This window comes from Salmonella sp. JXY0409-18, assembly GCF_020268625.1.
GTDB classification, from domain to species: Bacteria; Pseudomonadota; Gammaproteobacteria; order Enterobacterales; family Enterobacteriaceae; genus Salmonella; species Salmonella enterica.
In genome coordinates this window covers 1,351,765-1,366,739 of the sequence record NZ_CP084216.1, presented here as the reverse complement: position 1 = coordinate 1,366,739, position 14,975 = coordinate 1,351,765, and the positions used below count along the sequence as shown (strand labels likewise).

The window sequence follows — 14,975 nt, the reverse complement described above, 5'->3', positions numbered from 1 at the left end:
GAATCCCTCCCCACGCGGCGCGGGGAGGAGACCGGCATCAATCAGACGCCTACGCTCACGCTTTCAGGCAGGGTACTGCCGCCATCAATGACGTTTTGCGTTCCGGTAAGATAGCTGGACTCATCGGAAGCCAGAAATGCCGCCAGTTCCCCTACTTCCAGCGGATCGGCAAGGCGGCGTAGCGGAATGGCTTTTGCCATTTCCGTTAATACCGATTCCGGATCGTCAGGGTTAGACTGACGGGCAATGCTTTCCGCCATCGGCGTTCTTACATAACCGGGGCAAATGGCATTCACGCGAATACCGGACTGCGCATATTCTACCGCCAGCGATTTGGTTAAACCGACAATGGCGGCTTTTGACAGCGCATAGGCCGTTTCACCCGGGTCCGCCACCATATCTCCCGTGACGGAAGACATCATCACAATGCGGCCATCTTTACGTTTAATCATCTCCGGCAGGACGGCTTTGGTGACGTTCCAGACACCTTTAATATTAATATCAATGTGGAAATCGCGATCTTCTTCACTCATATCGAGGAAGTTGCCCAGACGGCACACGCCAGCGTTATTCACCAAAATATCAATTCTACCTTCAGTCTCTTTGGCGCGCGCAACCGCCGCCTGCACCGAAGCAAAATCTCTGACGTCAGCCTTAACGGCAGTACAGCGATGCCCGCGCCCGCCCAGCTCATCCGCCAGTTTTTCAATCTCATCGGAGATATCCAGCAAGATTAAGTTCGCGCCGTGGCGTGCGAATACGCGAGCGATCCCTTCGCCAATGCCCTGCGATGCGCCCGTAATCAATGCTGTCTTGCCCGTGAGTTTACCCATTTTCAATGTCTCCTTTTGAATATGGAGTCTTACACTCCATTAACACTGAAAATACAGTAATAACAAATAAGTGCTGAGGAATAGCTCACTAATTCAGGTAAATATTAGGTAAAAAAATCCCCGCGGAGGCGGGGATGGGCATTTTTATGCTGTTCTGCCTGATGGCGCTGCGCTTATCAGTCCTACCAATCGTAGGTCGAATAAAGCGTTTGCGCTGCCATCCGACAGGGTTTTACCTTATAGCGCTAACAGGCGATCCAGCGACGGCGCAAAATAGTAGCCGCCAGTTACCGGCTTGGTGAAGCGCAGCATCGCGTCGCGTTTACCGTCGGTATCGCCGAACATACTCAGAAGCTGCTGTTCGATATTGTGCAGACGTGCGCAGTAAGCGCAGAAATAGAGACCATGAGTACCGCTGGCGGTACCGTATGGCAGGCTCTGGCGCACAATCTTCAGCCCTTTGCCATCTTCTTTGAGATCCACGCGGCTAAGGTGAGACGTTGCCGGACGCGCATCGCCGTCAATCTCTTCATTGGCTTCTTTGGTACGCCCGATCATCATCTCCTGATCGTGGATACTCATCCGGTTAAGTTGCTTGAGATTGTGTTCCCAACGCTGCACGAACACATAACTGCCGCCGGCATCCACGCCATCTTTGATCACCGCCACTTCACGACGCGTCTCTTCGCCCGCTGGGTTCTCTGTCCCGTCGACAAAGCCGCTCAGATCGCGTTCTTCCACCCAACGGAAGCCGTGAACTTCTTCTTTCACGTCGATACAGTCGCCGAAGGCTTCCATCGCCGCCTGGGCAACAGAAAAATTCACATCGTGGCGCAGGGAAAGGATATGGATCAGCACGTCATACTGCGTGGCCGGCGCCAGCCCTTTACCATAAGGAATAAAATCTTTCAGTTCTTCCGCCCCGACGCCGCCGCTCAGGGCGCGCCAGGTGTTGTTGCCAAACGCCACAACGGCCCCAAGATGGGCGTCCGGAAATTTGACTTCGAAGGTCGCCAGTTTATCGGCAAATGTTCTGCTGGCCGCGCGCAGGGCGTCCAGGTCGCCTTTTACATTGGCTTCAATCCAAATTGCCGCACGGCAATGTTCCGGCAAAATGCCACTTTGAACCTGAGACATGATTCCTCCTGAAAATGAGAATGCCACGCAGTCGTGGCATTAATGGAGGCTATTTTACCTTGTTTTTAAGCGAAGCGGTTTGTTCAGGCGCAAATTAACGACGCCAAATAATTTTGCGCACGTCCCAGTTTTTTAAGATGTCATCAGGAGGCATTAAGCCTTCCGGTCCGCTCCACTCGCCGGAGAAAACATAGCTAATATGCTGACTTCCCTCGGCTTTACATTCGACGCTGGTATGGCTATCGCTGGAAACCGGCTCGCAGTGACCAAACGCTTTGCTGTAAAGGTCGCTAAACGGCGTACCAATTTTGCCCCCCGCGGCGGTTGGGATATCGCTGTCCAGCACATCAATACGGCTCACGGTTCCCTGCTCGCCGTTGATCACCATCGCGACATTGTCGCCCTTCATCGCTTCGAAAAAGCGCACCACGTTACCGTTATCGGTTTTCATACCGCTACGCAGGCGATAATCGCCATCTAATGCCTCTGCAATAGCCGGCTCTTCCAGCGGCGTGGCGGCGGTCAACGCTCCCACGCCTTGCTCAGTAACTTCTGTCGAGGAACCAAACCAGTTCCATGGATTTGCGGCAGACCAGTTGACCGAGGAGAGCGTCGAGCAGCCGGTCAGCGCCAGCGGCAGTGCGAGTAAAGTCAAACGCAGCGATTTCATCTCACTTCCTTTCTTTTATTAATTAACGTTGGTTGGAGTGCGGGTTCGCCAAAAAGTGCCGTTATTCTTTCTCAAGGGAAAAACAGGCACGCAAACGTTGATTGGTTAACAGCCAGATCAGCGCGACGATGTCCGCCAGCAGCAGCGCCAGCCCGACGCCGTTGACCGGGTCGCCACCCAGCCACATCACCGGCAGCCAGCACAACGACACCAGTTGAGCGAGGATCAGGAGTCCGCGCAGCCAGCGCCACACACCAGGAACCGCTTCACGCCGCCCGCTGAGTAAAAACGCCACTACCGCCGGAACGCCGGGCAACAGCCCCAGCCAAAAATTGTCATGGTCGGGATAAAAAAAGTTTAACAAAGTATTACCCTGTCCACGGGATGAACCGGCAATGACAAAGAGTACCCAGGCGCGCGCCTGAAGTAGCAGTACGCACCAGAACAGAAACGGCAGGCGTAAACGTCCGTGTACATCATAATCGGCTGGATGAAACTCAGTACTCTTCATCTTCAATCAGGCGTTTACCCAAACTTAGGGCGTCAGAATGCTCATACCCCAGACGTTCATACATGCCCAGCACAACGTCGTTATCATCACGCACCATAATTTGGATTTTCGGACACCCGCGGGCGATGAGTTTTTTTTCCAGCCGGTTAAGCAACGCATTCGCAATGCCGCGCCCGCGGAACTCCGGGTGAACGCCCAGGTAATACGCCGAGCCGCGATGCCCGTCATAACCGCCCATTACCGTACCGACAACTTCGCCGCTAACTTCCGCAACGAGGAACAAGCTGACATCGTGATTCACCTTGCGTTCAATATCCATTTCAGGATCGTTCCATGGACGCAGCAGGTCGCAACGCTCCCAGAGGGTAATCACCTCTTCGAAATCTTCCTGGCGAAAAACGCGTATTTCCATGGTATTCGTTGCCTTTTCGGGTGGAAAAACCAAGATTATGGCGCAAACATCTGATTCAGCCAATATCTGACGCGATGTAGCGGAAAAAATGGCATAATGGCGATGTGTCACGTATTGAAATGAAAAGTAAAACAATTCTCATCACCAACCGTCGTAACGGATTACGCGATACGATATAACATCTTGAACTTAATTTTCACAACTCAGGCCGTATGAGCACTTTTAAACTCCTAAAAACTCTCACATCGCGCCGCCAGGTACTCAAAACAGGTCTGGCGGCCCTGACGCTGTCAGGTATGTCGCACGCAATAGCCAAAGAAGAAACGCTAAAAACCAGTAATGGTCACAGCAAACCCAAAACCAAAAAAACCGGCAGTAAACGGCTGGTGATGCTCGACCCCGGACACGGCGGCATCGATACCGGCGCGATTGGCCGCAACGGTTCTCAGGAAAAACACGTCGTGCTGGCAATTGCCAAAAACGTGCGCGCTATTTTGCGAAATCACGGAATCGATGCGCGTTTAACCCGGACAGGGGATACCTTTATTCCGCTGTACGATCGGGTGGAAATCGCCCATAAGCACGGCGCGGATCTGTTTATGTCCATTCATGCCGATGGTTTTACCAATCCGAAAGCGGCGGGCGCTTCCGTTTTTGCGCTTTCCAACCGCGGGGCCAGTAGCGCCATGGCGAAGTATCTCTCCGAGCGTGAAAACCGCGCGGACGAAGTGGCGGGTAAAAAAGCCACTGACCGGGATCATCTATTACAACAAGTTTTGTTTGATCTGGTGCAAACCGATACGATTAAAAACAGTCTGACGCTGGGTTCGCATATTCTCAAGAAAATCAAACCTATACATAAATTACACAGCCGCACTACCGAACAAGCGGCTTTCGTGGTGCTAAAATCACCGTCAATTCCGTCGGTACTGGTCGAAACCTCGTTTATTACCAATCCGGAAGAAGAACGCCTGCTGGGCACGACGGCGTTTCGCCAGAAAATCGCTACGGCGATCGCCAACGGCATCATCAGTTATTTTCACTGGTTTGATAATCAGAAAGCACACACGAAGAAACGGTAATCATGAAACCCGATGCACATCACGTAAAACAGTTTCTGCTACGCCTGCAGGATGATATTTGCCAAAAGTTATCCGCTGCGGATGGCGCAAACTTTGTCGAAGATAGCTGGCGACGCGAAGCGGGCGGCGGCGGACGCAGCCGGGTATTACGCAACGGCGGGATTTTCGAACAGGCGGGCGTTAATTTCTCTCACGTTCACGGCGATGCAATGCCCGCGTCCGCCACCGCGCATCGGCCAGAACTGGCCGGGCGTAGTTTTGAAGCGATGGGCGTATCGCTGGTGGTGCATCCGCACAATCCGTATATTCCCACCAGCCATGCTAACGTGCGCTTTTTTATTGCCGAAAAACCGGGCGCCGATCCGGTGTGGTGGTTTGGCGGCGGGTTCGATTTAACGCCCTACTACGGCTTTGAAGAGGATGCCGTTCACTGGCACCGCACCGCCCGCGACCTGTGCCAGCCGTTTGGCGACGATGTGTATCCGCGTTATAAAAAGTGGTGCGACGACTACTTTTTCCTCAAGCATCGTAACGAGCAGCGCGGCGTTGGCGGCCTTTTTTTTGACGATTTGAATACGCCGGATTTCGACCACTGTTTTGCTTTTATGCAGGCGGTCGGTAACGGCTACACCCAGGCGTATTTACCGATTGTCGAACGACGCAAAGCGATGGTCTGGGGCGAGCGGGAGCGTAATTTTCAACTTTATCGCCGCGGGCGCTACGTGGAGTTCAACCTGGTGTGGGACAGAGGCACCCTGTTTGGTCTGCAAACCGGCGGGCGCACTGAATCTATCCTGATGTCGATGCCGCCGCTGGTGCGCTGGGAGTACGACTGGCAGCCAGAAGCGGGTAGCCCGGAAGCGGCGCTGAGCGAGTTTATTCAGGTACGCGACTGGGTGTAATTGCCTGATAGCGCTACGCTTATCAGGCCTACAACCACAACGGCACCGCCCCGTAGGCCGGATAAGACGCAAAGCGTCGCATCCGGCACAAGAATGCCATCAAGCCCATTGCCGCATCCGTTGATGCAGCGTCAACGATGGTTTTTCGGCAAATAATTGCTGATAATCGGTGGCAAATTGCCCCAGATGCCAGAATCCCCACTGCATCGCGGCATCTTTGACCGTGGCGCTCTGCGACCACGGGCTAATCAGTTCCCGGCGTACTGCGTTTAAGCGAATACGTTTCAGCCACGCATTGGGGCCAATGCCCAAAATGGCGTGAAACGCATTTTGCAGCGTGCGACGGCTTACGTGTAGCTGGTTACATAAGTCGAGCACCGTCAGCGGCTCCGACATATTTTCCAGCACATATTCCCGCGCCCGCGACAGTAGCCTACGATATCCCTGATGGCTGATGCTCTCGGCGCTATGAATCGGCTTCGCCTCTTCCAGCATCGTGCCCATCGCCAGCAACAAATTATCACTCAAGACCTTACGCACCGCAGGTTGATGCAGGGTTTCAGGACTCTCGCTGAAGGTGGCCAGCGCCTGCTGCACAAAGCCCCACAGCGCCGCTTTATGCTGCTCTTTTACCTCCAGCGCTAACTGGTTACGCAGCATATGCAGCACCCTTTCCGGGTTATGCAAAAACGTGGCCTGACGGGAAATAACATCTTCCGAGATAACGACGCCCAGAATGGTGTAATCATCCGGCGTGCTCAGTTCAAACTCGGTGCCTCCCGGTCGGGTGGCAATCTCGGCGCTGCCGAGCCCCTGCGCGCCGATAAATCCCTGTTCGCCGCGTGTCGCCGGAATACCAAACCAGAAAGAGTTTGGCCAAACCAGACACGACTGACGCAGCGCCAGGCCGGTGTATTCACGGAACACCTGAATCTCATCAAGCAGGATTTCCGTGAACTCGCCATGAAATTTACCCGGGTGTAACTGATCGTAGATCTGCTGCCAGGCGGTGATAGTCAGAGCATGTTCATAGACATCCGTCGTCCGTCGCTGATGAACATTGTCCACCTCGACTCTGGGCGTAAGTTTAACGTCTTCGGGTAACGCTTCATGATAAAGATGGTGCAAATTCGCTGTACGGGTCTTTTTCATGATCTTCTATGCCGGACGCCCGCCAGGACGCCCGGCCCTCCGACAGATTAATTTTTGATGCGATAGCGACTACTGCGTTTACGCAACGCTCCGTCAGAAAAGAGTTGTTCCAGCACGTTTCTGGCCTGCTCCAGCGGCCAGCCAAAATGCGCGGCAACCTCTCCCGCCGTCATTCCCTGGCGTACTGATGCTAGCAGCGCCAGTAACGCTTCAGCGAACTCAGGCGTTGCGGGTACCTGGGGCGCTTTCTCAGTCGGCGTTGTCGCACGCGCAAACCCGCCAATCAGCCACTGGGTGTCCTCTTCCGGACGACCAATTTCTTTGCGGCTAATCACACGGCCTGTGCGCTGCGCGGCGGCGCTTCCGGCATCCAGCGCCGCACGACACGCCGCCAGATCGCCCTCTACCACCAGCGTGAGCCTGCCAGGGTCGAGCACTTGATGACTGAGCAAACGCACGTTGGCCGCTTTCAGCATGGCATCCGCCGCATCGACGGCGGCGACCATTCCGTCCACTTCCAGTAATCCCAGGGCATTGATCATTGGCAGCCTCCGTTACGCACGCTGGACAGGGTTACGGGCGATATCCAGCACGGCGTCGGTAAAGGCATTGCAGGCGGCTTTACACGCGGCCTGGCTTCCCGTTAAGAACGCGGCCGAATAGTTGGTTTCCGACGGCGGCGGCACGTAAGTCACCAGTTGAACGTCAGCGGATTTCATCGCCGCGTCAATGCCGAATGTCGCTTCCAGCGGCGGCGCCACCAGATAGGCCATTGGATCGCCCAGCGCAATACCTGCGGTAGATGAGAGGTACGAGCCGGTACGCGAAACCACGTGCGCCAGGAACGCGGTATTTTCCGCATCGTTCGCCCACTGGAACGCCGCCCCATTTTCAATATGCGCCACCATCGCATCCAGACCGGCGCGCACTTCCGCCGGGTTCGGTCCGCCCAGCATAATCAACACCTCACCGGCGGTCGGCGACGGCCCGTGAGCCGCCCCGGCATAGAGGGAGCGGCCATAGACTACTTCCACCATCGCCTGTTTTGTCGCTTCGTCAGCGGCAATATAGGTCACATCATCAGAATCTGCCGTGATGAGTCCGAGGCTACGGATATGTGGCGGTAATTTAAGTTCCCGCGCAAAGCCGTCATTCACGGAGGCAATCACGCGCATGGCAGTCACTGAAGGTCGAATCAAATCTAATGCAGGCATGATGTCTCCTTAACGGGTCATGTTGATGCCGGACGCTTTCTGCTCCAGCATCCGTTTGGCCAAATCCACAATCACGGCGGCGGCTTCTACTGGCGGCGTCCCCCCCTGATGAATGTTTGAAATACAGGTTCTGTCGGCCTCGACGGTGGTCGCCACGCGCGGGGAATAGACGGCGTAGCAGGAAAGGCTTTCCGACTGCCCCAGCCCCGGACGTTCGCCCACCAGCAGGATGACGACCTTCGCGCCGAGAATTTCGCCAATCTGATCTTCAATCTTCACGCGGCCATAGCGCACAAAGAACGGCGTGCCGACGTTCAGCCCGGCCTGCTTCAGACCGGCAAGCAGCGGCGGCAGGATCTCTTCATAGTTGGCGGTGATCGCATCCGTAGAGAGGCCATCGGAGACCACTACCTGCACATCCGGGTTCATCACGCACTGTGACTTCAGCGCGTCAATGGCTTCCGGGCTCAGGCGACGCCCCATATCCGGGCGCGTCAGGTACAGGTTTTTGTCGCTGATTTCCGAACGCACCTCCAGCAGCCCTTGCGCTTTTACCCACTCTTCCGGCACTTCTTTGAGCACGGTGTCTTTCGAACGGGAGTGATCCGCCAGGAAGCGCAACAGCGCCTGGGTACGTGGACGCGGCCCGGCACGACCCGTACAGACACGTGCCGCAGTACTGCGACGCAGTTCGGTCAGCACGTCCGCACGATGCGGGTTCTCGACGCCAATCCAGGCTTTTGCCTCCGCAGAACCTAAATCCAGCGCGCAGCTTTCGGCCACCGTCGGCACGGCGCACTGCGGCTTTGCGCCTTCCTGCGTTGACGGCGCGGCGGGTTGCGGTACGTCCTGTCCCATTGACGCCATCACGCTACGTACAATTTCTTCAATCTGTTTTTGATCCATGGTGTTATCCCCGCGTCATCAGAAGAACAGTGACGGATCGCCCGCCCGTTTGGTCAGACGACCGTTTGCCATAATGCCCATCGTTTCCAGCCAGCATTCAAACTCCGGCGACGGCCGTAAATTCAGCAACTGACGGACGGTGGCGGTATCGTGGAAAGCGGTGGTCTGGTAGTTGAGCATGATGTCGTCGCCGAGCGGCATCCCCATGATGTAGTTACAGCCGGCAGTGGCGAGCAGAATCATCAGGTTTTCGTTAAGGTTCTGGTCGGCGTCGGCATGGTTGGTATAGCAGCAGTCGCAGCCCATCGAGATGCCGCTCAGCTTGCCCATAAAGTGATCTTCGAGACCGGCGCGGATAATCTGCCTGTCGTTGTAGAGATACTCCGGCCCGATAAAGCCCACGACGGTGTTCACCAGGAACGGATCGTAGTGGCGCGCCAGCCCGTAGTTACGCGCTTCCATCGTCACCTGGTCGGCACCAAAGTTCGCGCCAGCCGACAGCGCCGAGCCCTGTCCGGTTTCAAAGTACAGGCAGTTTTCCCCGGCGATGCGGTTGAACTCCGCCCCCACAGCCCGCGCTTCGTCGAGCATCGCCAGCTCGACGCCGAACTCTTTTAAGCCCTTCTCGCTGCCGCAAATGCTCTGGAAAATCAGTCCGCCCGGCGCGCCGCGACGAATCGCTTCAATCTGGGTGGTGACGTGCGCCAGCACGCAGCCCTGGGTCGGAATATTGAATTTATCGATAACGCCGTAAACGGTGTCGAGCACGCGGGTCAGGTTTTCCACGTCATCGGTCACCGGGTTAACGCCGATCACCGCATCGCCTGCGCCGAAAGAAAGCCCTTCGTAGATTTGCGCGGCGATACTCTGTACATCGTCACGGGTATCGTTCGGCTGCAAACGGCAGCTAAAAGTGCCCGGAATACCGATGGTGGTATTGGCTTTTTTGATCACCGGCATTTTCTTGCCGCCGTAGATCAGGTCAGCGTTGGAGCAGATTTTCGCTACTGCCGCCACCACTTCGGAGGTCAGGCCTTTGCGGGTAAACGCGATGTCGTCCACGGAGGTTTCATCGCTCAGCACGTATTCACGCAGTTCGCTGATGCTCCAGTTTTTAATCCGGTTATAGGCCGTTTCGTTGACGTCGTCCTGAATCAGGCGCGTCACGCAGTCCTCTTCATAGGCAATCACCGGATTGTTGCGGATATCCGCCACCGTCATTTCCGACAGTACCTGTTTTGCCGCTACGCGCTCCTGCGAACTTGCCGCGGCAACCCCGGCCAGCACATCCCCCGAACGCAGTTCGTTGGCTTTAGCCAGTACCTCTTTTACATCCTTAAACTGATAAACATTGCCGAACAATGTGGTCTTTAGTTTCATAAGTCGTTCCCTCAGGAAGGAAATGCGAGTGATTTCACCGTCACCGGCACAACCGATCCGCCAAAAAGAGGCGTACCAATGTCGATATAGTCTCCCGCCCGCACGACCACCTCATCGATGACCGCCAGCGGAAGTTGCGGTAACTGTGGGCGCAATAACATGCCCAGCGCTTTACCAAAATCCTGCTCGGCCACCACCAGCAGGGGATGTGGATTGGGATAACGCGCGACAAAAGCCGTCAGCGCGTTGATGACCGTGAGTAATGCGGCGTAACGCACCGGGAGCGTGGCGGGAAGCGCCAGCACGTAAGCGTCGGTTTGCGGGTCGAGATCAAGCTGGAGAAGCGCCTGCCGCCAGGCGTTCACCAGATCGGCGTCATCCTGCGGGATCGCCACCGGCAGGTTGCGCAGCGGCAGTTGGACGTCTTCCAGCCAGATAGTACTGCCGGAAAGCGAGAGCGTATGGGCCCCCGCGCCAATCACCGTGGCGCGCACGGTTTGCGCCGGAAACTGCACGTTCATCTCGCGCAGACGCGGGTGCTCATGCAGCGCGGTCGCCAGCAGCGGCCCGATATCAGAAAAGCAGAACGGATCGGCAGGTTGGTTGCGGTAGCATTCACCTACCCCACCGGAAAGGGTGATCACCTCCGGCGTAATATCGGCGGGCAGCAGCCCGGTTTGCATCAGCGATTGCGCCAGCGGCGAGAGCGCGCCAGTGATAACCTCGACGATGAGATCCGCCATCCGCCGCGCCACCTGCCCCAACTGTGCGGCAGCTAAGGCGCGAGCATCAGTACCCGAACCGAACACCTCATCGATAATCATCTGCCCCGGCTGATGGGCATAAACCACGCGCCCCTGAGCGTCGGTTTCCAGCAGGCGACCACCGACGTTAAGGCAGGCGGTGCCGCTGACTTTTCCCGCGTCAAACAGCGCGTAGTTAGACGTGCCGCCGCCGATATCAATATTCAGCACCCGGCACATCCGCTGCTCAGACAAGCTTTGCGCTCCGGCGCCGTGACCGGCAATGACTGATTCCAGATGCGGCCCAGCGCTGGCGACCACAAAGTCGCCCAGCGCCTGCGAGAGCGCCATGACCGCCGGACGGGCGTTGCGGGTTTTGGCGCTTTCGCCGGTAATAATGATAGCCCCGGAGTCCACCGATTCAGGCGCGATGCCTGCGGCCTGATACTGGGCCAGAATCAGCGCTTTAAGTTCGGCCTCTTTCAGACCGCCCTGCTTATCCACGGGCGTAAAGAAGACCGGGCTTTGCCAGCTAATGTCGCGTTTGATGAATTCGTAGCGCGGCACCTGCGACACCGCCGCACGGTTAACCAACTCCAGGCGCGAGAAGATCACCTGCGTGGTGGTGGTGCCGATATCGATACCGACGCTCAGTAGCTGGCGAGTGTTCACGATTGCGCCTCCACTTCGGTTTTCACCTGGGCGGCGTCATCTTTCGGCACCAGCATCATCGCCACGCCAATCGCCGTCACGCCGCCGATCAGCTTGCCGACGATCATCGGGAAGATCATGGCGTTCATGTTGGCGGCGGCGAAGCCTAAATGGTCGCCCAGCGCGAACGCCGCAGAGACGGCAAATGCGCAGTTAATCACTTTGCCGCGGGTATCCATCTGCTTCATCATGCCGAACATGGGGATATTGTTCGCCAGGGTCGCTACCATGCCTGCCGCCGCAATATTATTTACGTTCAGCAGTTTACCGACATTCATCAACGGTTTTTCAAACCAGCGAGTCAGTAATAGCACCATCGGATACGCGCCGAGCAGCACGCAGGAGATAGAGCCGATCACTTCAATGGCGCGCATCACTTCGCCGGGTTTGTCGCCTGGCGCCATAAAGATCGGGTCGAGTCCCGGAATCAACTCCCAACCCAACAGGAATTTAACCACCGCAGCTGCCAGGCCGATGGTGATCAGCGCCACCAGAAATTTGGCGAAAATCTGGAAACCGTTGATCATTTTTTCCGGGATGAACTTCAGCCCCAGCGCTACCAGCACCGCGACGATCAATACCGGGATCATGTTCATCAGGATCAGCGCGAAGGTAAACTCCACTGGCTGACCATTGATCTGCACGCCTGAGTACATGGCGATCAATCCCCCCGCAATGCAGCCAATGGGAATGGTGACGATACCCGCCAGTACGCCAAGCGCCAGGTAGCGGCGGTCAGACGGTTCGATAATGCCGAGCGCCACCGGAATGGAGAACACAATGGTCGGCCCCATCATCGACCCAAGGATTAACCCTGAGTATAGCCACGCCGCGACATCACCGCCGGCCAGCTCTTTGGCGAGGAAGAATCCGCCCATATCACAGGCCAGCAGCGTACCCGCGAACATGGATGGGTTCGCGCCCAGCATTTCGTATACCGGGATAATAACCGGCCCCAGTACATGCGCCAGCACCGGCGCCAGCGCGGTCATACCGACCATCGCCAGCCCCAGCGCGCCCATCGCCATAAAGCCCTCTTCAAACTGGCCGCCAGACCCCTCAATACTCTTACCGAATTTACCGAGGAAGCGCGCCGACCCGCCGAACTGCGACAGGATTCTGTCCACGGCGGCAATCAGCATAAAGAACATCATGATGTACATGATGATTTCGTTAATTCCCATAGCCCTTACTCCCTGCCATTTATGATTTGTAGGCCGGATAAGACGTTTACGTCGCCTCCGGCATTAACGCCGTGTTATTGCCGGATGGCGGTGCGAGCACCTTATCCGGCCTACAGGCATTACCCGGCAGCCGCGTACAGGTCGATAATCTGTGCCTGTGTGGCGGTGCGTGGGTTACTGCGCAGACAAATATCCTCCAGCGCGGCTTGCGCCCATGCGCTGTAGTGTTCGGGTTTGGCGCCAGCGTCAGCCAGCCGTTTGCTCTGCCCTACTTCGGCAATCAGCTCGCTCACCGCCGCAATCGCATCGCGATCGTCCGATTTCTTATTGGTTAACGCCCGGCCGATTTGACTGAAGCGTTCGCGGCATACCATCCGGTTAAAGCCCATGACCGTTGGCAGCAGCATAGCGTTGGCCTGGCCGTGCGGAATATGCAGCGCCGCCCCTGGCTGGTGCGCCATTGCATGACACAGCCCCAGACCGGCGCTGGAAAAGGCCATTCCCGCCATACAGGAGGCCAGTAACATATTTTCACGCGCCGCCAGATCGTGGCCGTAACCCACGGCTTTCGGCAGCGATTTGCCAATCATCGCTATCGCGCCAATCGCCAGGCTGTCGGTAAACGGCGTGGCGTTGAGCGCGCTGTAGGCCTCAATCGCATGAGTCAACGCATCGATACCGGTCATCGCCGTCACGTTTGGCGGAACGCCTTCGGTCACGGCAGCATCAAGAATCGCCACGTCCGGCATTAGTGACGCGTGCGCCAGCACCTGCTTGCGCCCGCTGACCGCGTCGATAATCACCGTCACGTTGGTGGTTTCAGAACCGGTTCCGGCGGTGGTCGGCACCGCAATCAGCGGCAGACGCGGGCGTAATGTACTGCGCTCGGTCATGGCGCTCAGCGTCTGGTCAGGGTTAGTCACCAGCAGGGCGACCGCTTTCGCCGCGTCCAGCACCGAACCGCCGCCAAAGGCCACTACGCCGTCGCACGCCGCCTCACGCAGTTGCGCCACCGCCGCGCAGACATCGGTAATGCACGGCTCGCCTGGCGGACACGGCCAGACTGTCATCGCCACGCCTTTCATCGCCAGGCTGCGTGCCAGCGGCGCAGTCATTCCCGCCTGATGCAGGAAGCTGTCGACCATCACAAACAGATGGCTTACGCCTCGCGCTTGCGCTTCCTGGCCGCAGGCGCCGAGCGCCCCAAGCCCGCACAGCGTGACCGGCGGTACGCTGAACGTTTTCACCCGTTGCAGATTCAGGGTGTCGAATGCCTGAAACAGCGCCGTCTGTAGTTCAGCTTGCATAGAGTCCCTCCGCTTTCGCTCTCCCGCTGTTAGCTATCGCCAGCGGGGTCATAAACAGGCTGTGCTGTGGTAAATGCACCTGTAACTCCGGGAAACGCTGGCGAAATAACGCCTCCACGCCCGGCTGCATACAGGAACCGCCCGCCAGCCATAAATCAGCAATTCCTTGCCCTTCAATGTGGCGAGCAACGATCTCCGCCATTTTTTCGTACACCGGTTTCACTACCGGCCAGATCTCCTGGGCGTTGCTGCGCTTGTACTGCTCCGCCTCTTCCAACGGGATGCGGCGGTTTCCGGCGAGCGTCAGGGAGATATGATGACCACCGGTCGCTTCATCGGCGGAGTAAGTCACTTCTCCCTGCTTAACGATGGCGATCCCGGTGGTGCCGCCGCCGATATCCACCACCCCGGCGTTATCGAGCTGTAAAAGATCCGCCACCGCGGTCGGCTCATCCAGTACGTGGCTGACTTCTAACCCGGCAGACTCCAGCACGTTGATCGAAATACGCGGGTCGGTGCCTGGCGGGAACGAGGTCGCCGCGTGGGTAAAGCGGCAGCCGAGCTGCTGTTCAAGGGTGTCGAGATGGCGGCGCACGAGGGTGACGGCGCCGAAGAAATCCCAGACGATGCCGTCACGCACAACGTCGGCCCAGTCAAGGCACACCGCCACCGGCTGGGCGTTGCCGTCGACCACCATCGACACCACGTCGCAGGTGCCCAAATCGACGCCCAGCCACAGCGGTGTGTCGCTGGCGGCGGGCGTCTGGTTACACAGGGCCGCCGCTTTTTGCAGTCTTGGGGTGAGCCAGAGTTGTTCGTCGTGCGCCATGA

The 14,975-nt window shown here is 57.1% G+C and carries 16 protein-coding genes; 2 read left to right on the top strand and 14 right to left on the bottom strand.

Going from position 1 to position 14,975, the window contains the following annotated elements:
* Window positions 1-41: 41 nt before the first annotated feature.
* From ucpA to LDB27_RS06370, 5 genes are all read right to left on the bottom strand, one after another.
* Window positions 42-833 (bottom strand): SDR family oxidoreductase UcpA, encoded by a 792-nt coding sequence (gene ucpA / locus LDB27_RS06390; protein WP_000517460.1) that lies wholly within the window; start codon window positions 831-833, stop codon window positions 42-44.
* A gap of 237 nt (window positions 834-1,070) precedes the next feature.
* Window positions 1,071-1,970 (bottom strand): porphyrinogen peroxidase, encoded by a 900-nt coding sequence (gene yfeX / locus LDB27_RS06385; protein WP_000084583.1) that lies wholly within the window; start codon window positions 1,968-1,970, stop codon window positions 1,071-1,073.
* Window positions 1,971-2,064: 94 nt separating this feature from the next.
* Window positions 2,065-2,640, bottom strand: a complete 576-nt coding sequence (locus LDB27_RS06380; protein ID WP_000838967.1) for an RpoE-regulated lipoprotein — start codon at window positions 2,638-2,640, stop codon at window positions 2,065-2,067.
* 61 nt (window positions 2,641-2,701) lie between these two features.
* The gene (locus LDB27_RS06375) at window positions 2,702-3,151 is read right to left on the bottom strand and encodes a DUF2919 domain-containing protein (RefSeq protein WP_000842940.1); all 450 of its coding nucleotides are present in this window, start codon (window positions 3,149-3,151) and stop codon (window positions 2,702-2,704) included.
* A complete protein-coding gene (locus LDB27_RS06370) occupies window positions 3,138-3,563 on the bottom strand; it encodes a GNAT family acetyltransferase (RefSeq protein ID WP_000406008.1) in 426 nt (141 codons plus the stop codon). The genes LDB27_RS06375 and LDB27_RS06370 overlap by 14 nt, the downstream gene beginning before the upstream one ends.
* A 212-nt stretch (window positions 3,564-3,775) precedes the next feature.
* Between LDB27_RS06370 and amiA the strand changes: the two genes are divergently transcribed.
* Both amiA and hemF read left to right on the top strand, forming a co-directional pair.
* Complete coding sequence (gene amiA, locus LDB27_RS06365; protein ID WP_000102880.1) at window positions 3,776-4,645, top strand: N-acetylmuramoyl-L-alanine amidase AmiA; 870 nt, start codon at window positions 3,776-3,778, stop codon at window positions 4,643-4,645.
* A 2-nt stretch (window positions 4,646-4,647) separates the two neighbouring features.
* Entirely contained in the window at window positions 4,648-5,547 is a 900-nt protein-coding gene (gene hemF / locus LDB27_RS06360; protein ID WP_000801324.1) for an oxygen-dependent coproporphyrinogen oxidase, read from the top strand.
* A gap of 99 nt (window positions 5,548-5,646) precedes the next feature.
* Here the strand turns inward: hemF and eutR are convergent, their stop codons facing one another.
* From eutR to eutJ, 9 genes are all read right to left on the bottom strand, one after another.
* Entirely contained in the window at window positions 5,647-6,699 is a 1,053-nt protein-coding gene (eutR, locus tag LDB27_RS06355; RefSeq protein WP_000753665.1) for an HTH-type transcriptional regulator EutR, read from the bottom strand.
* A 47-nt stretch (window positions 6,700-6,746) separates the two neighbouring features.
* Complete coding sequence (gene eutK / locus LDB27_RS06350) at window positions 6,747-7,241, bottom strand: ethanolamine utilization microcompartment protein EutK (protein WP_000606266.1); 495 nt, start codon at window positions 7,239-7,241, stop codon at window positions 6,747-6,749.
* Between the two features lie 12 nt (window positions 7,242-7,253).
* A complete protein-coding gene (gene eutL, locus LDB27_RS06345; RefSeq protein WP_001111053.1) occupies window positions 7,254-7,913 on the bottom strand; it encodes an ethanolamine utilization microcompartment protein EutL in 660 nt (219 codons plus the stop codon).
* 9 nt (window positions 7,914-7,922) lie between these two features.
* Window positions 7,923-8,819, bottom strand: a complete 897-nt coding sequence (gene eutC, locus LDB27_RS06340) for an ethanolamine ammonia-lyase subunit EutC (RefSeq protein WP_000372336.1) — start codon at window positions 8,817-8,819, stop codon at window positions 7,923-7,925.
* Window positions 8,820-8,837: 18 nt separating this feature from the next.
* Window positions 8,838-10,199: an ethanolamine ammonia-lyase subunit alpha gene (gene eutB, locus LDB27_RS06335; RefSeq protein WP_000769988.1), complete on the bottom strand. Its 1,362-nt coding sequence runs from the start codon at window positions 10,197-10,199 to the stop codon at window positions 8,838-8,840.
* Window positions 10,200-10,210: 11 nt separating this feature from the next.
* Window positions 10,211-11,614: an ethanolamine ammonia-lyase reactivating factor EutA gene (gene eutA / locus LDB27_RS06330; RefSeq protein WP_001097514.1), complete on the bottom strand. Its 1,404-nt coding sequence runs from the start codon at window positions 11,612-11,614 to the stop codon at window positions 10,211-10,213.
* On the bottom strand, window positions 11,611-12,837 hold the full coding sequence (gene eutH, locus LDB27_RS06325; protein ID WP_000512360.1) for an ethanolamine utilization protein EutH: 1,227 nt from the start codon (window positions 12,835-12,837) through the stop codon (window positions 11,611-11,613). The genes eutA and eutH overlap by 4 nt, the downstream gene beginning before the upstream one ends.
* Window positions 12,838-12,956: 119 nt before the next feature.
* Complete coding sequence (eutG, locus tag LDB27_RS06320; protein ID WP_001147505.1) at window positions 12,957-14,144, bottom strand: ethanolamine utilization ethanol dehydrogenase EutG; 1,188 nt, start codon at window positions 14,142-14,144, stop codon at window positions 12,957-12,959.
* Window positions 14,134-14,973 (bottom strand): ethanolamine utilization protein EutJ, encoded by an 840-nt coding sequence (eutJ, locus tag LDB27_RS06315; protein WP_000929678.1) that lies wholly within the window; start codon window positions 14,971-14,973, stop codon window positions 14,134-14,136. Before eutJ ends, eutG begins: the two co-directional genes overlap by 11 nt.
* Between the last annotated feature and the right edge of the window lie 2 nt (window positions 14,974-14,975).